Genomic DNA, 19797 nt, shown 5'->3' with positions numbered 1-19797 from the left:
GGATGCTCATGCCACGTCCCGCGGGCCGGCCGCGACGTTTGCGCGACGGGCGGCGCACGACCGGGGCACCGACCCCGCCCCGTCGGCCGCAATCGCCGCCCTGACCTGCGGGGACGCCCGGCCCGGGGGTCGTTGTCAGTGGTCGGGTGCAGACTGGCCCGTGTCGAGGACGAAGACGTCCCGGCGACGAGGTCGGAGGTGATCGGCATGTCCGAGGTACTGCTCGCCGTGGGTACCCGGAAGGGCTTGTTCATCGGGCGCCGGCGGGACGGCACCTGGGAGTTCGACGACAGTCCCTGCTTCAACGCGCAGGCGGTGTACTCGGTGGCCGTCGACACCCGTGGCGGGCGTCCGCGGCTGCTGGCCGGCGGGGACAGTTCGCACTGGGGGCCGTCGGTGTTCCACTCCGACGATCTGGGCCGGACGTGGACCGAACCGCCGCAGCCCGCGGTCAAGTTCCCGCCGGACACGGGGGCTTCGCTGGAGCGGGTGTGGCAGCTGCATCCGTCGGCGGCGGAGCCGGACGTGGTGTACGCGGGCACGGAGCCCGCCGCGCTGTACCGGTCGGAGGACCGGGGGGAGAGCTTCGATCTGGTCCGGCCGCTGTGGGAGCACCCCACGCGCTCGCGGTGGGTGCCGGGCGGCGGCGGGGAGGGCCTGCACACGGTGCTCACCGACGCGCGGGACGCGGCGTCGGTGACGGTGGCGGTGTCGACGGCGGGCGTGTTCCGCACCACGGACGGCGGTGCGAGCTGGGCGCCGTCCAACTCCGGTGTGGCGGCGGTGTTCCTGCCCGATCCGAACCCGGAGTTCGGGCAGTGCGTCCACAAGGTGGCGCGGGACGCGCAGAACCCGGACCGGCTGTATCTGCAGAACCACTGGGGGGTCTACCGCAGCGACGACGGGGGCGCGCACTGGACCGACATCGGTGAGGGCCTGCCGTCCACGTTCGGGTTCACGGTCGCCACGCACCCGCACCGCGGGGACACGGCGTACGTGTTTCCGATCAACGCCGACTCCGACCGTGTCCCGGCCGGCCGGCGCTGCCGGGTCTACCGCACGTCCGACGCGGGCCGCAGCTGGGAGCCGCTGTCGTCCGGACTGCCGCAGGAGGACCACTACGGCACGGTGCTGCGCGACGCGATGTGCACCGACGACAGTGCCGACGGCCCGGCGGGTGTCTACTTCGGCAACCGCAACGGCGAGGTGTACGCGTCGGCCGACGACGGCGACAGCTGGCAGCAGTTGGCCTCCCACCTGCCCGATGTGCTGTGCGTGCGCGCGGCGGTGGTGGGATGAGCGCTGCCGCGTCCGAGCGCGGTCCCGGCCACCGGTCGATCAACGCCGTGTGTACGGCAGTAGGGTGACGCCGTGGCACCACGACCCTTGCATGAGATCGTCGAACCGGGCTGGGCCGAGGCCCTGCAACCCGTGGCCGGACAGATCGCCCGGATGGGTGACTTCCTGCGGGCGGAGATCGCCGCGGGACGCACCTACCTGCCGGCCGGGCAGAACGTTCTACGGGCCTTCCAGCAGCCCTTCGACGAGGTCCGCGTCCTCATCGTCGGGCAGGACCCCTACCCCACACCGGGGCACGCCGTCGGCCTGAGCTTCTCGGTGGCTCCTGACGTACGGCCGCTGCCCGGCAGCCTGATCAACATATTCCGGGAGCTTCAGGCCGACCTGGGCGTGCCGCAGCCGTCCAACGGCGACCTGACACCGTGGACGAAGCAGGGCGTGCTGCTGCTGAACAGGGCGCTGACCACGGCCCCGCGCAGCCCGGGCGCCCACCGGGGCAAGGGCTGGGAGGAGGTCACCGAGCAGGCGATCCGGGCGCTGGCGGCGCGCGGCAAGCCACTGGTGTCCATCCTGTGGGGCCGGGACGCCCGCAATCTGCGGCCCCTGCTCGGCGATCTGCCGTCGGTGGAGTCCGCGCACCCCTCCCCCATGTCCGCCGACCGGGGATTCTTCGGTTCGCGCCCGTTCAGCCGGGCCAACGAGCTGCTGATCCGTCAGGGCGGGCAGCCCGTGGACTGGCGTCTGCCGTGACGGCCGCGCCGGTGCGCGTCCGGCGTCGCTCCGGCGGCCGGGGCGACGCCGAACGGTGGTGCCGGGCGGGGATGCCGGTGTGCACTGCCCGGCGGGCCGGGCGGCGCGCCCCGTGAGCCGGTGCGTGGGCCCAGGTGATCCGTCCGTCCCGCGAGGAGGTCCTTGCCGTGGCCGCTCATGACGTTGCCGCCGTGTCCGCCGGCGAGGGCGACGCCGTCTTCCTCGCGGTGGACTCGGGCGGCTCCGGGCTGCGGCTGGCGCTCGGCACGGTCGCGCGGGGACCGCTCGCGCGGCGGGACGCGGGCGGGCCGGTGCGCACCGGCGAGCGGGGCATCGACGCCGGGCATCTGATGGAGCTGCTGGTGCCCGCGGTCAGGTCGCTGGCCGAGGCGAGCGGGCTCGGGCAGCCCGTGACCGCCGCTGTCGGGGCGGCCGGGCTGAGCACGCTCGGCGCCGATCTGCGGGCCGTACTGCCCGGCGCCCTGCGCCGGGAGTTCGGGGTACGGCGGCTCGCGCTTGCCGCCGACGCGGTCACCGCGTACGCCGGTGCGCTCGGCGAGCGGGCGGGCGTGGTGATCGCCGCCGGGACGGGTCTGATCGCCGTCGGCACGGATCTGCGGCGGTGGCGGCGCGCGGACGGCTGGGGGCATCTGCTGGGCGACTGCGGCAGCGGCGCCTGGATCGGCCGGGCCGGTCTCGAGGCGGCGCTGCGCGCGCACGACGGCCGCCCGGGAGGGTCGGCGCGGCTGCTGGCCCTCGCCGAGGAGACGTTCGGGCCGGTGACGCGGTTGCCGGGGCTGCTGTATCCGAGAGCGGACCGCGCTGCCGTACTGGCGTCGTTCGCCCCGCAGGTCGCGGCCTGCGCGGCGGCGGACGCCGATCCGGTGGCCGGGGGCATCCTCGACGCCGCGGCCCGGCACATGGCGGAGAGCGCCGCCGCCGTCCGCCCGGCCGGGGGGACACCGGCGGTGGCGCTGACCGGCGGCCTGTTCCGCATGGGCGCGCCGCTGCTCACGCCCCTGGAGCGGGAGCTGGCCCGGCTGCTGCCGCACGCCCGGCTCACCCCCGCGCTGGGCGACCCGCTGGACGGCGCGGCCCGTATCGCCGCCGCCCTCGCCGCGGACACCCTCGCCCTGCCCGCCGACGGGACGATGTTGCAGGTCATGGCCACGACAGCGGGCGGTACGACGGCTTCCGGTTCAGGCGGCCGGGGGGACGTATCAGCGGACGAACCCGCTGATCGCTTCTGATCCGTACGTACTCCATCAGACAAATCCGGACGGATACCGCTCACCTGCACCCTCCCCGAACAGGGGAGCCCAGGAAACCAGTAACATGCGGCGCCATGAGCTCCCCCACTGGGCCCGCCGGCCTGCCTGTACGAATGCCGCGCCCCCGCCAGCCCGGACGGCACCGCCGTCCCGAACCTCTGGCGGCTCCCGAGGGCGCGCCCGCGCTCGTCCTCGCGGTGCCGGGCACGCCCAGCGCCGCCGTCCGCGGCCTCGCCGAGGAGGTCGTGAGCATCGCCCGTTCCGAGCTGCCCGGTCTGGACGCCCGGATCGGCTTCGTGGAAGGGGACGACGCCGAGTTCCCGACCCTTCAGGCGGTGCTGACGCGTGCCGCCGAGGAGCGCACCGCCCGCTACGAGCAGGCGCTGGCCGCCGGGTCCGAGGCGAAGGAGCCCGAGGGGCCCGTCGCCGTCGTGGTGCCGCTGCTGGCCGGGCCGGACAGCGCGCTGCTGCGGCAGATCCGGCAGGCCGTGATGGACAGCCGTGTCGCGGCCGAGCTGACCGATGTGCTCGGGCCGCACCCGCTGCTCGCCGAGGCGCTGCACGTCCGCCTGTCGGAGGCCGGTCTGGCCCGCGCCGACCGTGCCCGCCTGTTCACCGTGGCCACCGCCGCCGACGGCATCGTCCTGGCCACCGTGGGCGGTGAGGAGGCCGTGCAGGCGGCCGGGATCACCGGCATGCTGCTCGCCGCGCGGCTCGCCGTTCCGGTGATGGCCGCCGCGCTCGACCAGGAGGGTTCGATCGCGTCCGTCGCCGAGCAGCTGCGGTCGGCGGGTTCGCAGCAGCTGGCGCTGGCGCCGTACCTGATCGGCCCGGAGATCGACGCGTCGCTGATCGAGGAGGCCGCCAAGGAGGCCGACTGCTCCTTCGCGGAGGCGCTCGGCGCCTACCCGGCGATCGGCAAGCTCGCCCTCTCCAACTACACGACGGCCCTGGGCATCGCGCCGCAGCAGCCGCAGGGCGCCGTCCGCTGAGCGGCGGCATCCGGGACGCCGTGACCGTGTCCTCGCGGACACCGTGAGGGCTCGGCAAGACCCGCAGGAACGACCCGAAGGGCCCGCTCCGTCCACCGGAGCGGGCCCTTCGTCGTGCGCGGCGCACCCGGCGACCCGGGGGCGGGGCCCGTCGGCATGCGGGGCGGGCCCACGACGCGAGGCGGGCTCCGGCCGGCGGAGCGGGATGCGAGGCAGGGCGCGTCATTCCGATCTCGCCGCGTCAGGCAGCGGTGCGTTCCGACCGGCCCGAGCGCGGTCATGGGGATGCCCGCTGCTCGAGCGCAGCCGAGAGTTCGGGGAAGCGTGCAGCTGCACGGCGGAGGAGGGCGCCGATGCGGAGCGTCGGCAACCGACGACAACGCGGCTGGGGGTGCCCCCACGCCCCTCCAGGGCGGTGATCAGCGGAGGAAGCCGCCACGTCCCGCAGCCGAGGTGCCCCCACGCCCGTCCAGGGCGGTGAGGGAGCGCGTGCCGGACCCCGCGACCCGCGGCAGGACGGGGACGACGTGCCCCAGGCCCGATCCGGCGCGCGGAGGGGGCGCCCGGGTCAGCCGACGACGACGCAGGACGCGGCCGGGACGTCGATCGCCCCGGTGCGGCGTGGCAGGCCTGTCACCGGGTCGACGGCGAACCAGGTGACGTCGCCGGAGCGCTCGTTGGCGACGTAGAGCACGCCGTCCGCGTGGGTGATCGCGCGGGGCCAGTGCCCGCCGCAGGGCACGGTGCCGACCAGGCGGAGCGTCTGTCCCCCGGCGTCGGCCGCGAAGACGGACAGCACGTCCTCACCGCGGGTCGCGGTCCACACGAAGCGGCCGTCGGGCGCCACGGCGATCCCCGACGGGTAGGCGTCGCCGGCCGGTGCGGCGGGCAGCACCTGGGTCTCGGTGAGGGGCACGAGCGTGCCGTCGGCGGCGTCCCACCGGCAGACGGTCACGGTCGGGGACAGCTCGTTGACGACGTACGCGAACCGGCCCGAGGGGTGGAAGGCCAGGTGGCGGGGGCCGGAGCCGGGCCTCAGGGCGATCTCCCGGCGCAGGACGGGCCGGCCGCCGTCGAGCGTGCACACCCGCACGGAGTCGGTGCCGAGGTCGACGCTGACCAGCCAGCCGCCGCTCGGCGCGGGCTGCACCTGGTGCGCGTGCGGTGTCTGCTGGCGGGGGCTGTGCGGGCCGGAGCCGGTGTGCCGCAGGGTGCCGGACGCGACCGGGGCGAGGCCGCCGTCGGCGCGCAGGGGGACGGCGGTGACGCTGCCGGAGCCGTAGTCGGCGGTCAGCACGTGCCCGTCGTACAGGGCGAGGTGGGTGGGCCCGCCGCCGACCGGCACGCGCCCGCCCAGCGGCTCCGGTTTGCCGCCGTCCACCCGGTACGCCGCCACGGCGCCCTCGGCGGTCTCGCTGACGGCGTACAGGACGCGGCCGTCGGCGGAGAGCGCCAGGTAGGAGGGGTCGGGCAGACGGTCGGTGCCGCCGAGGACGGTCAGCGCGCCGCTGTCCGGGTCGACGTCCGCCGCGACGATGCCCGGGCCGCCGGCCGCCGTGAACGACCCGATGAACGCATGCCGCCTTCCGCCGTGTGCCACGGCTGTCCCCTCTCGTCGCCGCAGTGTCCCGGGGCCGACGGTAGCAACCGACGGCCTGCGGTCTAGACCAAACGCCGGGGGTCGTGTCGCCGCCGGGTCCGGCGTGTCGCCCGAGCGGCGTTGGAGTGGGCGCGGGCCCCGGCGGGCGTGTCGGGGGCCGGTACGACGGCCGGGCACCCCGCCACGTACCGAGGCCGGCGCCGACGCGCCCGTACGGTGCCCCGGACATCCGGCCTGACGGCGGCTCGGGCGACCCGCTCGGGCGACCCGCTGGGGCAGCTCGTCGCGCCTGGGCGTCCCGGTGGCCTCGGACGGCCAGGACCTGCGGATACGACGGATCCGGTCACCGTGCCCCGGACAGGGCACCCCGGACCCGCCGTTCGAGCCGCGGTACGGCCGCTCAGGCGCCCACCAGCGGGGAGCCCGAGGGGCTGCGCAGCGGGGCCGACAGTTCCGCGAGGGCGCGTTCGATGCCGTGGAGGTGGGCGAGGGCGGGCTCGGCCTCGTGCGGCCGGTCGGCGGCCGGGACCTCGGCGCCGCCGGTCAGTGCCTCCACAGCGGCCTCCACGCGCCAGCAGGCGGCGGCCAGGCGGGCGTCGTGCGAGGCCTCGGGGTCGGCGGCGACCGCGACCAGACCGCGGATCTCGCGGGCGCAGTCGTCGAGCAGGGCGAGCACGCGCCGGGCCCGCTGCTTGCGGCCGCGCATCGGGTTCAGCGGGTGCACGAGGGGCGCGACGGAGAGCCGTACCCGGCCGAGCAACTGTTCCAGTTCGGCCACGCGGGGCGCCGGGTCGGCGTCCGGGTCGCCGGCGAGGCGGGCGGCGGCCTCGGCGGTGCAGGCGTGGACGCAGCGCAGGACGCGCTGGATCCAGACGTCGGTGACGGCGTGGGTGGTCACCGGCAGCACGAACAGCACGGCGAGGACCGCGCCGAGCGCCCCGACGCCGGTCTCCGTGAGCCGCAGGACGAGCAGGCCGGGGGTGAGGACGCCGAGCAGGCCGTACAGCAGGGCGGCGAGCAGGGTGACCCAGAGCATCATCCACGTGTAGGAGACGGCGGCGGTGTAGAAGATGCCGAAGACGCACACGGCGACGAGGACGGCCGTGGGCAGGGGCGCCCCGTGCACGGGGAGGGCCGCCAGGAATCCGAGGACGAGGCCGATGACGGTGCCGAGGACCCGGCGGAAGCCGCGGACGAGGGTCTCGCCGCGCGAGGTGGTGTTGACGAAGACCCACCAGGTGGCGCCCACCGCCCAGTACCAGCGTTCACCCGAGACGAGCTGGCCGGCGACCAGGGCGAGGGCGGCGCCGGCCGTGGCCTGCACGGCCTGCCGGGTGGTGATGCGGTCGAGTCCCCTGCCGTCGGGCGGGGCGGGGACCGGGGCCGGGGGCATGCGGCGTTCGTAGCACCACAGGCCGAAGCGGACGGTGCCCGCGGTGAGCACGGACAGCACGAGGGCGGCGGACAGCTCGGGCAGCCGGCCGGGGACGGCGTGCAGGAACTGGGCGATGAAGAACGTCATGAACACGAACACGCCGAGGCTGTGGCCGCGCGGGCCGTAGCGGCGGGCGTACACGCCGGCGCCGACGACGGCGAGGAACGTCAGGTCGCGCAGCAGAGGGTGGTCGTGCAGGACGCTCGCGGCGGCGAGCACGGGCAGCCCGACCGCCGGCAGCAGCGCGGTGGTGACGGCCTGCCCGCGGACGGTGGCGTCGGTGACGGTGAACAGGGCGAGCAGTGCGGCCAGGCCGCCGGTGACGGCACCCGGCAGGGAGTGTCCGGCCAGGCCGCACACGACGACGGCGAGGCCGATGCCGAGGACGGCCCGCGCGGCGAAGCGCAGACGCGCCCGCCCCGGGTCCGGAGCCACGAACATCCTCTTCAGCACTGCTTACCGCCCCCTTCGGGCCTGCGCGCGCGGCGCGGGACTCGGACATGCAAAAGGCGCCGCGGGTTCGCAGCGCCATCGACATCGACATGACAGCATCTTTCGGGTCACTGGCTCAAGTCGCCTCCGATGCACTGGGCCATTGGCCCAGCAAATCGATCAAGTGGACGGCCGACGGAGTGCCATCGGAGCAGCCGGCGGGCGCTCCGTCACTGGGCCATTGGTACAGTCGGCGAAGATCACGACAGGCCGGAGGGGGCCGAGGAAGGCCCGGGGAGACCCGCGGAGGCCGGAGGAGGCACGGGACGATGGCCGTGGACGAGCTGGACACCCGCATCCTGCGCCTGCTGCTGGAGCAGCCGCGCACGAGTGTGCGTGAGTACGCCCGGATCCTCGGCGTGGCCCGGGGCACGCTCCAGGCCCGCCTGGACCGGCTGGAACGGAACGGGGTGATCACCGGCACCGCGCCCGTGCTGTCCCCGGCCGCGCTCGGCCATCCCGTGCTGGCGTTCGTGCACATCGAGGTCACGCAGGGCCACCTCGACGACGTGGGCGACGCGCTGGCCGCCGTACCGGAGATCGTGGAGGCCTTCTCGATCACCGGCGGAGGGGATCTGCTGACCCGGGTCGTGGCGCGGGACAACGCCCATCTGGAGGACGTGATCCAGAAGCTGATCAGCCTGCCCGGTGTGGTGCGCACCCGCACCGAGGTGGCGCTGCGCGAGCGGGTCCCGTACCGGCTGCTGCCGCTGGTGGAGTCCGTCGGCCGGGCGGCCGGGAAGTGAGCGGCGGCTAGGGGCGCCGCTTGGGGCGCCCGGTGCGGTGCGCGCCCCCGCTCTTTGCCGCGCCCCCGCTCCTCGGCGCGCCGCCACGCCCCTTGGCGCCGCCGGTGCGGCCCGTGGCCTTGCCGCCGCCGCGTCCCGTCGAGGTCTTGCCGCCCGTCTTCCGGGCGCCGCCCTTGCCGCCGGCCCGCCGCGAGGCCGTGCTCTCCGCCTTGCCGGCCTCCGGCTGGGGGCGGCGGCCTCGGGTGCTGTTGACGGTACGGCCGCGGACGATGCCGATGAAGTCCTCCACCAGATCGGTCGTGGCGTCCTCCGGCCAGGACAGGGCGACACTCGACTGCGGGGCGTCGGTGACGGGCCGGTAGGTGAGGTCCTTGCGGTGGTGGAGGCGGGCCAGGGACTGCGGGACGTAGAGCAGGCCGACGCCGGCCGCGACCAGCTCGACGGCGTCCTGGGTGGTGGCCGGCCGCTCGAAGCCGGGTTCGCCGGGCGGCTGTTCCCAGCCGAGCACGTCGTCCAGGGGGTGGAAGACGACCTCGTCGGCGAGTTCGTCCAGGGTGACCTCGTCGGCGGCGGTCACCACATGGTCCTTGGGGACGACGACGACCGTGGTCTCGGTGTAGAGGGGGATCGCGCTGAACACCGTACGGTCGACAGGCAGCCGGACCAGGCCCGCGTCGGCGCGGCCCTCGCGGAGCACGTCGGCTGCTTCGGCGGCGGTGACCTGGAGGAGGGTGAGGGGCACGTCGGGCCGGCGCTCGTTCCAGATCCACACCCACTTGGCGGGCATCACTCCCGGGACGTAGGCCAGGGTGAACGACGGGGAGTCTGCGGAGCCGGTCATCCCGCCAGGTTACCGGGTGTGCCCGGGCCGCTCCGGCCCCTGTACGGGCCCGTCCGCGGCGACGGCGCACCAGCCCGTCCAGCGGTGCACGGCGATCACGATCACGGCGCCGTCGGGGGGCTGGTCACCGTACTGCGGGTATTTGGCGCGCAGACGGGCGATCGCGGCGGCGTGCTCGGCCCGCGTACGCTCCTGCGGCGCGTCGGGCGGGAGGACGTGGGCGATGCCGTCGGCGCGGACCCACCACAGGCGGTCCCAGTTCTCGTCGTAGAAGTCGACGAGGAGGGCGACCTCGGGGTGCGCGGCGATGTCGCGCAGCCGTGCGAGCCGTGGGGACCGCTTCGGCTTGTGGTCGACGGCGGTCACGATCCGCGCGGGATGCTCCTGCCCTCCCTTCGGGCCTCCGCCTCCCTCCGGGCCTCCGTCCCCCTCCCGATCGACCTCCCCCTCCGGGTCCGCGTCTCCCCCGGCGAAGACCACGGGGACCAGACGCGGGCGTCCCTCGGGGTCCACCGTGGCCAGCCGGGCGATCCTGGCGGCGGCGAACCGGCGGCGCGCCTCGGCCTCGGTCATGCCGGGCACGGCACGCTCCTTCCTGCCGCTCAGCGGTAGGCCGCGACCAGCTTCGCGTACTCGTCGAGCCGGTGCAGTGTCTCCGCTTCCGGCCGGGTCGGCAGATGCAGCAGGACGCGTTCGACGCCGAGCTCGGCGTAGCGGTCGAGTGAGGCGCGGTCGCGCGGTGCGCCGTACACGACGACCGGTGTGTCGGTCCCGGTGGTCCGGCGGAGGCGGTCGATCTGCTCGCCCAGCCGCTCGGGCGGCACACCGCTCGGCATCCAGGCCGTGCCGTAGGAGGCCACGCGCGCGTACGCGTGGTCGCCCGCGCCGCCGACGTAGACGGGCGGGTGGGGGCGCTGCACGGGTTTCGGCCAGCAGTGGACGGGGTCGAAGTCGACGAAATCGCCGTGGAACTCGGCCTGTTCCTTCGTCCACAGCTCGATGACGGCGCGGACGCGTTCGTCCATCAGCCGGCCCCGGGTGCGCGGGTCGGTGCCGTGGTTGCGCATCTCCTCACGGTTCCAGCCGGCGCCCACACCGAAGACGGCCCGGCCGCCGGAGACCAGGTCGAGGGTGGCGACCTCCTTCGCGGTGACGATGGGGTCGCGCTGCACGACGAGGGCGATGCCGGTGCCCAGCAGCAGGGTGCGGGTCACGGTGGCGACGGCGGCGAGGGCGACGAACGGATCGAGGGTGCGGTAGTAGACGCGCGGCAGCTCGCCGCCGCCCGGGTACGGCGTCTCGCGGGAGACGGGGATGTGCGTGTGCTCGGCGACGAACAGGGCGTCCAGTCCGCGCTCCTCCAGAGCCGGTCCGAGCGCCGCCGGGGCGATGCCCTCGTCGGTGAGGAAGGTCGACACTCCGAATCTCATCCACGTCACCTCAGCGTCCGTGTTCGCGTCAGGTCGTGCCCTGCCGGGGCGCGGGCGGTGTCGTCGTTCGCCGTGCGCGCCCGTGCCGTTCCTCCGTCACACGTACCCGGCCCGCGTACGTCACACATCCCCGCCCGCGTCGATCGGGCTCCGGTGCGCGCCCGTGTTCCGCGCCCGGCCGGTGTCCGGCATCCGCGCCCGGCTCGACGCGGCACCCCTTCACGAGGGACGATCGATCCGGACACAGGGGGCCGGGCCGAGCCGTAGGCAGGGTGATGAGCACCATGGTCGGAGACACGGACGACGACATACAGGAACGGCGTCAGGGCGGCAGCGGGCACCGTACGGTGCCCCACTCGGCGGCCGACGTGCGGATCGAGGCGTGGGGCGCGAGCCGTGAGCGCTGCCTGGTGGAGGCGGCGCTGGGCATGGTCGAGTGCTTCGCGGACGTCAGGGCGGTCCGCCCCACGTCCGTCGAGCACATCCGGCTGGCCGAGCACGACGACGACGATCTGCTGGCGGCACTGCTGGACGAGGTCGCCTTCCGGCTGGAGGTGGACGGGCAGGTGCCGGTCGACCTGGAGGCGGACGAGTCCGAGGACGGGCTGGAGGTGCGGCTCTCCCTGGCAGGGCTGACCGAGGTGCCGGTCACCGGGGCGGCGCCGAACGGCGTGTCGTGGCACGGGCTGCGGATAGGGCCGGGACCGTACGGCTGGTCGTGCGCGGTGACGGTGGACGTGTGACGGCGGGAGGGTGCGGTCACCGGACGGTGGACGGTGACGGGCCCGGTCCTCGGTCCGGCCCTGCCCCGATCAGCGGGTCGGGTGATCCTTCGAGCTGCGCCAGGAGCGGTTCCGGCGCATGGTGGTGCCATGAACAGGCGGAAAAGGCGTACACCGGTCGTCGTGCACCCGCCGTCGGAGGACGGCGGGCGGAAGGTGACGGTCGACGACGCGGAGGTCGGTGTCGCGTACAGCTTGTTCGATGTGCTGGACCTGGTGCACGGTGCGGGCCTCCCCGGCGAGGACCATGCCGTGGACGATCCCGAACTGATCGAATGGCGGGGCGGCGGGCCGTACGACTTCACCGGTGGTGAGGCCCCGGCCGGCGGTGGCGGCGAGGACGACAGCGCCGCCACCGGCGACAAGGGCGGCGCCTGACCCCTCCGCCGGCGTGCCCCTCCGGCCGGGCAGGGGCACGCCGTGTGCGGTGCCGAACGCCCGTTCCGTCACACCGGGTTCCGCATTGCGGGACGCCCCGCGGGTACTCGCGGGGCACCCGATGCGTGCGTCCGCTCGCCGGGGCGGGCGCGGGACCTGCCGTCCAGGGGTGAACAGCGATGTCCGAGATGTACGAGCAGACTCCGTCCCAGGCCGAGGGTGAACGCGACGACGCCGAGGAGGCCGTCGGCCGGTCCCGCTCGCGTGGCGGCCCCGTGCGCGAACCCTACGATCCGCCGCGGACCACGCCCTCGCAGGCGGAGGGCGAGCGCACGGACGACCTTCGGGAGATGCCGGGTACGTGACGGCGTCGGGACCGCACCCGGAAGGACCGCGCGAGGAGGGTGATCATGAAGTACGACGCCATGGTCCGGACGGTGCGCGACCGGGTCGGTTTCGTCGACCGGGACGAGGCCGAGCAGACGCTGCGGGCGGTGCTGCGCACGGTCGCCGAACGGGTCCCCGCGGGTCTGGCCGGGCATCTGGCCGCTCAGTTGCCTCATGAACTGGGCGGCATCCTGCACCGCGAGCCCCCTGAGAGCGAGGAGGGGCATCCGCGTTCCGCGGGTGAGCGGTTCGACCTGACGACGTTCGTCGGCCGGGTCGCGTGGCGGGCCGGCGTCTCGGAGGACATCGCCCTCCAGCGGTCGGCTGCGGTGCTGGAGGTCCTGGACGCGGCGGTGTCCCCGGAACTGATGGACAAGCTGACCGGCGTGCTCCCCCATGACATCCGCGAGCTGCTTCCGACGGCCCGCGCGTCGGAGCACTCGATCACGTAGCAGGCACCGGAGGATTGCCCATTCCGCCCCGACCGCAGTGGCCGCCACGGCCGCGCCCGTCGCCCGCTGGCGGCGGGCTTCGCCGGGTCAGGCCGCCGGACGCTCGGTGAGCTGCTTCGCCTTGGCCGCCGCCTCGTCCAGGGCGCGGGTGCGGGACGCCTCGTAGAGGGGGATCAGCTCGGCCATCGCCGGGTTGTGCGGGGCCATGGTCAGCTCCGGGACGATGAAGTCGACGTCCAGGGCGAGCGCCGTCCCGAGGACGTCGCGCAGGTAGTTGAGGACGTACTCGTACGGTTCGCGCGGGGTGCCCGGCGCGTAGGAGCCGCCGCGGCTGGCGACGACGGTGACCGGGGTGCCCTTCGCGGACGGGGCGTCGCCGGCGGTGCGGCCGAACAGGATCACGTTGTCCAGCCAGGCCTTCAGGGTGGACGGGATCGTGAAGTTGTACATGGGCGCGCCGATGAGCACGGCGTCCGCCTGCTCCAGTTCCTCGATCAGCCGGAGCCGCTGCTCGAAGGCCGCAGCCTGCTCGGCGGTGTGCGTGTCCGGGTCGGCGAGGCCAGCCGTGAAGCCGTCGGCGGTGACGTGCGGGACCGGGTCGGCGGCCAGGTCACGGTAGACGACCGTGCCGCCGGGGTGCTGCTCCTCCCATGTGCGGCGGAAGGCCTCGGTGACCGCCCGCGAGGCGGAAGCCTGGGCCGGGAACAGGGACGAGTCGATGTGCAGCAGCGTGGCCATGGGTGTGCTCCAGGAATACCGGGCCGGGGACAGCACGCCCCGGGCTGATGTTTCGTACTGAACTATTGATAACACAGGGGCTTACTTTTTTTCACCCCCCTACGTGGGGGTAGTACCCTGGGGGCATGACGGCGCGACAGAGCCACGACCTGGGTGCGTGCAAGCGGGTGGACGACGGCATCACCCGCGTCTTCCAGTTGCTCGGGAAGCGCTGGACCGGCCAGATCGTGGCGGTCCTCGTCGAACAGCCGGCCCACTTCGCAGACCTGCGCCGCGCGATCCCCGGCATCAGCGAGCGCATGCTGTCCGACCGCCTCGCGGAACTGGGCGCGGCGGGACTGGTCCTGCGCGAGGTGGACGAGGGGCCCCCGCTGCGGGTCTCCTACCGGCTCACCGAAGCGGGCGGCGCGCTGGAGCCGGCCCTGCGCGAACTGGGCGAGTGGGCCAAGCTGCACCTCCCGGACTCCCCGGGCTGCCCGTCCGTGTCCCGCGACTGACGTCACCCGTGCGTGCCCGGACCGCGCGCCTCCTGGCTGCGGCCCCCTAGACTGGAACGGCAGGCCCGGCCCCGGTCGGCGGAGCCGATACGGGAAGGCGGTGGCGCCCGATGGCGTACGTCGCGGTGAGCGCGCTCAGCCACCCCGGCATGCTGCGCGAACGCAACGAGGACTCGCTCGTCGTCGGGCCCTGGACCCTGTGCGCCACCGTCACGGAGAACCCGCAGACCCTGGTCTTCCCGCTCGGTGAGCACCCCCTCACCGTCGCGGTCGCCGACGGGCTCGGCGGGCATCCCGGCGGGCATCTGGCCAGCGCGCTCGCCGTCCGCACCATCGCCGCGCTCGGCCCGACGCTGGGCGACGAGAAGGCTCTGCGCGACGCCCTCCAGGACTGCAACAGAGCGCTGTACGAGGCCGCCGGCGGCGATCGGGGCGGCGACCTCACGGCGATGGGCACGACCGTCGCCGGCCTGGTGGTCCGGCCCGACTCCCTGCTGGTCTTCAACGTCGGCGACAGCCGGGTCCTCGCCCACTCGGCCGACGGGCTGCGCCAGGTGAGCGTCGACGACAGCCCGCCCCTGCCGCCCGGCCAGCGCGTCACGTCCATGGTGACGCAGTGCCTCGGCGGCAGCCCCGAGTACCGGGACGTGGAGCCGCACATCATCGCCGTACCGCGCACTCCCGGCGAGCGCTATCTGCTGTGCAGCGACGGGCTCACCGACCCGGTCGCACCGGACGTCCTCGAGGCGATCCTGCGCGAACACGACGACGGCCGGGCCGCGTTCGAGCTGTGGCGGGCCGCGATCGAGGAGGGCGGGCCGGACAACATCACCGTGGCGCTCGTACGGGTCGGGGACGAAGACTGATCCGGAGGATCGCGGCAGACGGCCTATCAGCGGACCGGGGAAAGCCGCTGGTACGAGGACCGGCGAAGGCCGCTGGTACGACGAACCGCGAAGCGGCTGGCGCGAAACCCGGCGAAGGCCGATGGTACGAGGACCGGCGTAAACAGCTGGTACGAAGCCCGGGGAAAGCCGCTGGTACGACGAACCGCGAAGCAGTTGGCGCGAAACCCGGCGAAGGCCGGGGGTACGAAGACCGGCGACAGTCGGCCGAGAGACAGCCGGTCGCGGCGGTGCCGTCCCCGGGCCCGTTCAGACCGCGCCTGGTGCTCCCTGTCCCCCGCCCTGGAGGCGTTCCAGGTCGGACGGGCGGACCTGGATGACGACGAGGGCGACGACGGCGGCGAGCGCGGTGAAGATCGCCGCCATGACGAACGCGTTGGACACGCCGGCGGTCAGCACCTCGTCGGCCCAGGGGTCGGGCAATTGCCCGGTGCGCCGGAAGCGGAGCTGCTCCGCCGGGGAGGCCTGCTCCAGGAAGGCGGGGATCTGCCGGGCGGCCTCGTCGCGGCTGGCGGTGCCGAACATCGTGACGAGGATGGACAGTCCCAGCGAGCCGCCGACCTGCTGGGTGGCGTTGAGCAGCCCGGAGGCCGCGCCGGTCTCGCGGACCTCCACATTGGACAGCGCCATCAGCGTCAGCGACACGAACTCCATGCCCATGCCGAAGCTGAACACGAGCATCGGCCCGAGGATGCTGCCCGCGTAGGTGGAGTGCACGTCCGTCAGCGTCAGCCAGGCCAGCCCTGCCGCCGCGAGCAGCGCGCCGACCACCATGAACGGCTTCGGCCCGAACCGGGGCAGGAACCGCGAGGCGAGTCCGGCGCCGACCGCGATGACGGCACTGACCGGCAGGAAGGCGAGTCCGGCCCGCAACGGGCTGAAGTCCAGCACGTTCTGCACGAAGAGCGTGAGGAAGAAGAACATGCCGAACATCGCGGCCGCCAGGCACAGCATGATGCCGTACGTGCCGGCCCGGTTGCGGTCGGCGAACATGTGCAGCGGTGTGATCGGCTGCCTCGACCGCCGCTCGACCAGGACGAACACGGCGAGGACGACGACGGCCGCCCCGAACGACCCCAGCGTCAGCGGGTCCCGCCAGCCTTCCTGCGCCGCCCTGATGAAGCCGTACACCAGCAGCACCATGCCGATGGTCGAGGTGAGCGCGCCGGCGATGTCGAAGCGGCCGGGGTGACGTTCGGACTCGCGGATGAAGCGGGGCGTGCCGAGCGCGATGAGGATGCCGATGGGCACGTTGACGAACAGCACCCAGCGCCAGTTCAGCCACTCCACGAGCATGCCGCCCGCGAGCAGTCCGATGGCGCCGCCGCCCGCGGACACCGCGGCGAACACCCCGAAGGCACGGTTGCGTTCTGGCCCTTCGCGGAACGTCGTGCTGATCAGGGCGAGGGACGTCGGTGAGGCGATGGCGCCGCCGACGCCCTGAAGGGAGCGCGCGGCGAGCAGCTGACCGGCGTTCTGCGCGAGCCCGCCGAGGAGCGAGGCGAGCACGAACAGCAGCACACCGAAGATGAACACCCGCCGTCTGCCGAGGATGTCGCCGGCCCGCCCGCCGAGCAGCAGCAGGCCGCCGAAGGTGAGCGTGTAGGCGTTGACCACCCAGGCGAGGCCGGTGGTGGAGAAGTCCAGAGCGCTCTGGATGTGCGGCAGCGCGATGTTCACGATGGTGATGTCGAGGACCACCATCAGCTGGCACGAGGCGATGACGAGCAGTGCCATCGCGTTCCCGCCCCCGCCGCGTTCGCGTGCGGCGGCGGGCGGTGCGGAGGTGGGCTGGGGGCTGCTGCTCATGATGTGCACCCTCGGGAGGGGCCCCGGGCGAGACATGAGTGAACGCTTGCGTCCACTACGGGGCTCACCGTTCGACCGTACGCCTGCCCTCGGAGCCGTACCACTCGATCAACGGCGTGTCCGACGGGACGCCGCCGGGGCGCGCGGCGTCCCGCGGACGTCGGGCGGGCGGGCGCGTCCCGCGGGCGTCCGATGGGCACACCCGGGCCCGGGGCATCCGATGGGCACACCCGGGCCCCGGGCGTCCGGTGGGCGCGGGCGTCCGGTGGGCGCGGGCGTCCGGTGGGCGCGGGTGCCGTCGGTGGTTCAGCCGAGGAAGCTCAGCCGTACCTGCCGGTCGGGGTTGTCCCTGTTGGTGTCGACCAGGCACACCGACTGCCAGGTGCCCAGCTCCAGGCGGCCGGCCAGGACGGGCAGGGTGGCGTGCGGCGGGACGAACGCCGGGAGTACGTGGTCGCGGCCGTGGCCCGGGCTGCCGTGCCGGTGCTGCCAGCGGTCGTCGGCGGGGAGGAGGGTGTGCAGGGCGGCGAGCAGGTCGTCGTCGCTGCCGGAGCCGGTCTCGATGACGGCGATACCGGCCGTGGCGTGCGGGACGAAGATGTTGAGCAGGCCGTCCCGGCCCGCCGCGGCCTCGCGCAGGAAGGCCTCGCAGTCGCGGGTGAGATCGACGACCCGCTCCCTCCTGCCGGTGGCCACGTGGAGTACTCGGGAGGTGAAGGCGTCTGACATGCCACCATCGTCGCGCATACTGCGGCACGGTCGCCGCCCGACCCGCGATACGGGTGTCCGCCTGTCGAGACGACCGTTGACCTGGGCCATCTCATCTCGCTACGTTCTGCGGCATGTTGCGATCAGCTCTCCTCACTTCGCGCGGTCACATCGACCTGCTGCGGGTGGCCTCCGCCGCGTGTCGCCGCGGCCGCTGACGCCTTTTCGCTGCTCTTCCCCCTGGGAATCCCGTCCCTCTCCCCGGGACAGCCTCACTCCTGTCGGGATCCGCTTCGGTTCCGCAGGGACTCGCTCCCGTCGGGATCGGCTTCGGCTTCGGTTCTGCCGAACTCGCTTCCGCTGGATCCGGTTCCGCTGAGCTTCGCTCCCGCCGGGTCCGATCCGGGTCCCCTTGGGTTCCGCTTCGGTCCCCTGGGATTCCCTCCTCCTGTTCCGCGCCTCCGGTTCCGCTGATCCGCACCTCCGGTCGGCCGTGACGCGCTGCCCGCACGCTTCCTGACAGACGTGCGTGCGCGTCGCCCGGCTGTCCGGGGGCGCGGGTCGTGCGGCGCTCGCCCTCCTCCCTGGAGCCGTCATGACCATCAGCCATGCCCCACCCGCCCGCGAGTCCGACACAGCGCCTGTGTCCCATGCCGGCGACGCCGGTCCCGATCTCCAGCCGATCGTCCCCGCCTCCGCGCGCCGCACCCGCGTCCCGCGCTGGCTGCGCCGCACCACCGGCCCCGTCATCCTCCTGCTGCTGTGGCAACTCCTCAGCTCCACCCGCGTGTTGCCGGCCGACGTGCTCGCCTCGCCCGGCCGGATCGCCCAGGTGGGCCGCGACCTGATGGCGGACGGATCGCTGCCGTCCGCCATGGGGACCTCGCTGCAACGGGTCGCCGCCGGGCTGCTGTTCGGCACGATCGTCGGCGTCGGCCTCGCCCTGCTGTCCGGGCTGTTCCGCATCGGTGAGGACCTGGTGGACGCGCCGGTGCAGATGCTGCGGACCGTGCCGTTCGTCGGTCTGATCCCGCTGTTCATCATCTGGTTCGGCATCGGCGAGACGCCGAAGGTCGCCATCATCACCCTCGGCGTGACCTTCCCGCTCTACCTGAACGTGTACGCCGGGATCCGCGGGGTGGACGCCCAGTTGATCGAGGCCGGCGAGTCGCTGGGCCTGTCGCGGTGGGGCCTCGTCCGGCATGTCGTCCTGCCGGGGGCGCTGCCCGGCGCGATGACGGGGCTGCGCTACTCGCTCGGCATCTCCTGGCTGGCGCTCGTCTTCGCCGAGCAGGTCAACGCCGACTCCGGCATCGGGTTCCTCATGGTGCAGGCGCGGGACTTCCTCCAGACCGACGTGATCGTGGTCTGCCTGATCGTCTACGCCTTCCTCGGCCTGCTCGCCGACTTCATCGTCCGTTCCCTGGAAAGGCTGCTGCTGCAATGGCGACCGACGTTCACCGGCCGGTGACCCGCCCCGCGGTCCGCGTGGAAGGGCTCACCCGCTCCTTCGACGGACGTGCCGTCATCAAGGATCTGCGACTCGACGTACGCAAGGGCGAGTTCGTGGCCCTGCTCGGCCGCAGCGGCTGCGGCAAGTCCACCCTGCTGCGCATCCTCGCCGGGCTGGACCGTGACATCGAGGGCACCGTGCTGGTGCCGCGCCGCAAGGCCGTCGCCTTCCAGGCGCCGCGGCTGATGCCCTGGAAGAGGGTGTGGCGCAATGTGCTGCTCGGGCTGCCCGACAAGCCGGAGCGGGCCGTGGCGGAGCAGGCCCTCACGGAGGTCGGCCTCGCCCACCGGGCTCAGGCCTGGCCGAAGACGCTCTCCGGGGGCGAGGCCCAGCGCGCGTCGCTCGCCCGTGCCCTGGTCCGCGAGCCCGATCTGCTGCTGCTGGACGAGCCGTTCGGTGCCCTGGACGCGTTGACCCGGATCAAGGCGCAGCGGCTGGTGGGTGAAGTGTGGCAGCGGCGTGCCTGTGCCGTCCTGCTCGTCACGCACGACGTGGAGGAGGCCGTCCTGCTCGCCGACCGCGTGCTGGTGATGGACGACGGTGTCATCGCGCACGAGCAGGCCATCGACCTGGACCGGCCCCGGGACATCACCGACCCCCGTTTCGCGGAGCTGCGGGCCTCGCTGCTGGAACGCCTCGGCGTCGACACCGCCGACGGCGCGACGGAACCGGGCGACGGCACGGACTCCGGGGAGCGCCCCTCGGGAAGGCCGGGGGACCAGCTGTCCTCCACCGGGTCGGGTCGTACCGGCTCCGACGCCTCCCCCGATCC

22 protein-coding genes are annotated in these 19797 nt (G+C 73.9%); 14 read left to right on the top strand and 8 right to left on the bottom strand.

The features are described from left to right. Positions 1-138: 138 nt before the first annotated feature. From MTQ10_RS06820 to MTQ10_RS06805, 4 genes are all read left to right on the top strand, one after another. Positions 139-1299 (top strand): WD40/YVTN/BNR-like repeat-containing protein, encoded by a 1161-nt coding sequence (locus tag MTQ10_RS06820; RefSeq protein ID WP_247463278.1) that lies wholly within the window; start codon positions 139-141, stop codon positions 1297-1299. Positions 1300-1371: 72 nt separating this feature from the next. After that, entirely contained in the window at positions 1372-2049 is a 678-nt protein-coding gene (locus tag MTQ10_RS06815) for a uracil-DNA glycosylase (protein WP_247463276.1), read from the top strand. 167 nt (positions 2050-2216) lie between these two features. Next, the gene (locus MTQ10_RS06810; protein WP_247463274.1) at positions 2217-3299 is read left to right on the top strand and encodes an N-acetylglucosamine kinase; all 1083 of its coding nucleotides are present in this window, start codon (positions 2217-2219) and stop codon (positions 3297-3299) included. A 95-nt stretch (positions 3300-3394) separates the two neighbouring features. Next, complete coding sequence (locus MTQ10_RS06805) at positions 3395-4312, top strand: sirohydrochlorin chelatase (protein ID WP_247463272.1); 918 nt, start codon at positions 3395-3397, stop codon at positions 4310-4312. A 568-nt stretch (positions 4313-4880) separates the two neighbouring features. On the opposite strand, the gene MTQ10_RS06800 is transcribed toward MTQ10_RS06805, so the two are convergent. Together MTQ10_RS06800 and MTQ10_RS06795 are read right to left on the bottom strand one after the other, a co-directional pair. Then, positions 4881-5912 carry a lactonase family protein gene (locus MTQ10_RS06800; RefSeq protein WP_247463270.1) on the bottom strand — a complete coding sequence of 344 codons (1032 nt, stop codon included), beginning with the start codon at positions 5910-5912 and terminating at the stop codon, positions 4881-4883. Between the two features lie 400 nt (positions 5913-6312). Then, positions 6313-7800, bottom strand: a complete 1488-nt coding sequence (locus tag MTQ10_RS06795; RefSeq protein WP_247463268.1) for an FUSC family protein — start codon at positions 7798-7800, stop codon at positions 6313-6315. A gap of 308 nt (positions 7801-8108) precedes the next feature. On the opposite strand from MTQ10_RS06795, the gene MTQ10_RS06790 reads away from it, so the two are divergent. Continuing rightward, on the top strand, positions 8109-8585 hold the full coding sequence (locus MTQ10_RS06790; RefSeq protein WP_247463265.1) for an Lrp/AsnC family transcriptional regulator: 477 nt from the start codon (positions 8109-8111) through the stop codon (positions 8583-8585). 7 nt (positions 8586-8592) lie between these two features. Here MTQ10_RS06790 and MTQ10_RS06785 read toward each other — a convergent pair whose 3' ends face one another. Genes MTQ10_RS06785 through MTQ10_RS06775 form a run of 3 tightly spaced genes read right to left on the bottom strand, consistent with a single transcriptional unit; the run spans position 8593 to position 10856 of the window. Next, positions 8593-9426, bottom strand: coding sequence for a LysR substrate-binding domain-containing protein (locus MTQ10_RS06785; protein ID WP_247463262.1), 834 nt, complete (start codon positions 9424-9426; stop codon positions 8593-8595). 9 nt (positions 9427-9435) lie between these two features. Continuing rightward, positions 9436-10008 carry a TIGR03668 family PPOX class F420-dependent oxidoreductase gene (locus MTQ10_RS06780; protein WP_247463260.1) on the bottom strand — a complete coding sequence of 191 codons (573 nt, stop codon included), beginning with the start codon at positions 10006-10008 and terminating at the stop codon, positions 9436-9438. 20 nt (positions 10009-10028) lie between these two features. Next, the gene (locus MTQ10_RS06775) at positions 10029-10856 is read right to left on the bottom strand and encodes an LLM class F420-dependent oxidoreductase (protein WP_247463258.1); all 828 of its coding nucleotides are present in this window, start codon (positions 10854-10856) and stop codon (positions 10029-10031) included. A gap of 284 nt (positions 10857-11140) precedes the next feature. Here MTQ10_RS06775 and MTQ10_RS06770 point away from each other — a divergent pair, with 284 nt between their 5' ends. From MTQ10_RS06770 to MTQ10_RS06755, 4 genes are all read left to right on the top strand, one after another. Then, entirely contained in the window at positions 11141-11599 is a 459-nt protein-coding gene (locus MTQ10_RS06770; RefSeq protein ID WP_247463302.1) for an archease, read from the top strand. A gap of 129 nt (positions 11600-11728) precedes the next feature. Beyond that, complete coding sequence (locus MTQ10_RS06765; RefSeq protein WP_247463256.1) at positions 11729-12016, top strand: hypothetical protein; 288 nt, start codon at positions 11729-11731, stop codon at positions 12014-12016. Positions 12017-12195: 179 nt separating this feature from the next. Beyond that, positions 12196-12381: a hypothetical protein gene (locus tag MTQ10_RS06760; protein ID WP_247463306.1), complete on the top strand. Its 186-nt coding sequence runs from the start codon at positions 12196-12198 to the stop codon at positions 12379-12381. 45 nt (positions 12382-12426) lie between these two features. Then, positions 12427-12855, top strand: coding sequence for a DUF2267 domain-containing protein (locus MTQ10_RS06755; protein ID WP_247463254.1), 429 nt, complete (start codon positions 12427-12429; stop codon positions 12853-12855). Between the two features lie 87 nt (positions 12856-12942). Here the strand turns inward: MTQ10_RS06755 and MTQ10_RS06750 are convergent, their stop codons facing one another. Next, the gene (locus tag MTQ10_RS06750; RefSeq protein WP_247463251.1) at positions 12943-13593 is read right to left on the bottom strand and encodes an FMN-dependent NADH-azoreductase; all 651 of its coding nucleotides are present in this window, start codon (positions 13591-13593) and stop codon (positions 12943-12945) included. A gap of 125 nt (positions 13594-13718) precedes the next feature. Between MTQ10_RS06750 and MTQ10_RS06745 the strand changes: the two genes are divergently transcribed. After that, complete coding sequence (locus tag MTQ10_RS06745) at positions 13719-14090, top strand: winged helix-turn-helix transcriptional regulator (RefSeq protein ID WP_247463249.1); 372 nt, start codon at positions 13719-13721, stop codon at positions 14088-14090. A gap of 110 nt (positions 14091-14200) precedes the next feature. Continuing rightward, the gene (locus tag MTQ10_RS06740) at positions 14201-14956 is read left to right on the top strand and encodes a PP2C family protein-serine/threonine phosphatase (RefSeq protein ID WP_247463246.1); all 756 of its coding nucleotides are present in this window, start codon (positions 14201-14203) and stop codon (positions 14954-14956) included. A gap of 288 nt (positions 14957-15244) precedes the next feature. On the opposite strand, the gene MTQ10_RS06735 is transcribed toward MTQ10_RS06740, so the two are convergent. Further along, positions 15245-16804, bottom strand: a complete 1560-nt coding sequence (locus MTQ10_RS06735) for an MFS transporter (protein ID WP_247463244.1) — start codon at positions 16802-16804, stop codon at positions 15245-15247. 306 nt (positions 16805-17110) lie between these two features. Next, positions 17111-17533 (bottom strand): secondary thiamine-phosphate synthase enzyme YjbQ, encoded by a 423-nt coding sequence (locus MTQ10_RS06730; RefSeq protein ID WP_247463243.1) that lies wholly within the window; start codon positions 17531-17533, stop codon positions 17111-17113. 113 nt (positions 17534-17646) lie between these two features. On the opposite strand from MTQ10_RS06730, the gene MTQ10_RS31595 reads away from it, so the two are divergent. The 3 genes from MTQ10_RS31595 to MTQ10_RS06720 form a co-directional block, all read left to right on the top strand. After that, positions 17647-17730 (top strand): putative leader peptide, encoded by an 84-nt coding sequence (locus MTQ10_RS31595; protein WP_356690089.1) that lies wholly within the window; start codon positions 17647-17649, stop codon positions 17728-17730. 377 nt (positions 17731-18107) lie between these two features. Then, positions 18108-18983 (top strand): ABC transporter permease, encoded by an 876-nt coding sequence (locus MTQ10_RS06725; protein WP_247463242.1) that lies wholly within the window; start codon positions 18108-18110, stop codon positions 18981-18983. Next, the coding region (locus MTQ10_RS06720; RefSeq protein WP_247463241.1) for an ABC transporter ATP-binding protein at positions 18956-19797 on the top strand (842 nt) is incomplete at its 3' end. The genes MTQ10_RS06725 and MTQ10_RS06720, both read left to right, overlap by 28 nt.

The sequence above is a fragment of the Streptomyces sp. XM83C genome, from assembly GCF_023072675.1.
Classification (GTDB): Bacteria; Actinomycetota; Actinomycetes; order Streptomycetales; family Streptomycetaceae; genus Streptomyces; species Streptomyces thermocoprophilus.
This window is presented reverse-complemented; position numbering and strand designations above follow the sequence as displayed.

Bases quoted from the DNA above. Each gene is read 5' to 3' on its own strand.
- MTQ10_RS06805 (WP_247463272.1), top strand. From the start codon at position 3,395: ATGAGCTCCCCCACTGGGCCCGCCGGCCTGCCTGTACGAATGCCGCGC.
- MTQ10_RS06750 (WP_247463251.1), bottom strand. From the start codon at position 13,593: ATGGCCACGCTGCTGCACATCGACTCGTCCCTGTTCCCGGCCCAGGCT.
- MTQ10_RS06740 (WP_247463246.1), top strand. From the start codon at position 14,201: ATGGCGTACGTCGCGGTGAGCGCGCTCAGCCACCCCGGCATGCTGCGC.
- MTQ10_RS06775 (WP_247463258.1), bottom strand. From the start codon at position 10,856: ATGAGATTCGGAGTGTCGACCTTCCTCACCGACGAGGGCATCGCCCCG.
- MTQ10_RS06730 (WP_247463243.1), bottom strand. From the start codon at position 17,533: ATGTCAGACGCCTTCACCTCCCGAGTACTCCACGTGGCCACCGGCAGG.
- MTQ10_RS06785 (WP_247463262.1), bottom strand. From the start codon at position 9,426: ATGACCGGCTCCGCAGACTCCCCGTCGTTCACCCTGGCCTACGTCCCG.
- MTQ10_RS06765 (WP_247463256.1), top strand. From the start codon at position 11,729: ATGAACAGGCGGAAAAGGCGTACACCGGTCGTCGTGCACCCGCCGTCG.
- MTQ10_RS31595 (WP_356690089.1), top strand. From the start codon at position 17,647: ATGTTGCGATCAGCTCTCCTCACTTCGCGCGGTCACATCGACCTGCTG.
- MTQ10_RS06755 (WP_247463254.1), top strand. From the start codon at position 12,427: ATGAAGTACGACGCCATGGTCCGGACGGTGCGCGACCGGGTCGGTTTC.
- MTQ10_RS06770 (WP_247463302.1), top strand. From the start codon at position 11,141: ATGGTCGGAGACACGGACGACGACATACAGGAACGGCGTCAGGGCGGC.
- MTQ10_RS06790 (WP_247463265.1), top strand. From the start codon at position 8,109: ATGGCCGTGGACGAGCTGGACACCCGCATCCTGCGCCTGCTGCTGGAG.
- MTQ10_RS06745 (WP_247463249.1), top strand. From the start codon at position 13,719: ATGACGGCGCGACAGAGCCACGACCTGGGTGCGTGCAAGCGGGTGGAC.
- MTQ10_RS06725 (WP_247463242.1), top strand. From the start codon at position 18,108: ATGACCATCAGCCATGCCCCACCCGCCCGCGAGTCCGACACAGCGCCT.
- MTQ10_RS06735 (WP_247463244.1), bottom strand. From the start codon at position 16,804: ATGAGCAGCAGCCCCCAGCCCACCTCCGCACCGCCCGCCGCCGCACGC.
- MTQ10_RS06760 (WP_247463306.1), top strand. From the start codon at position 12,196: ATGTCCGAGATGTACGAGCAGACTCCGTCCCAGGCCGAGGGTGAACGC.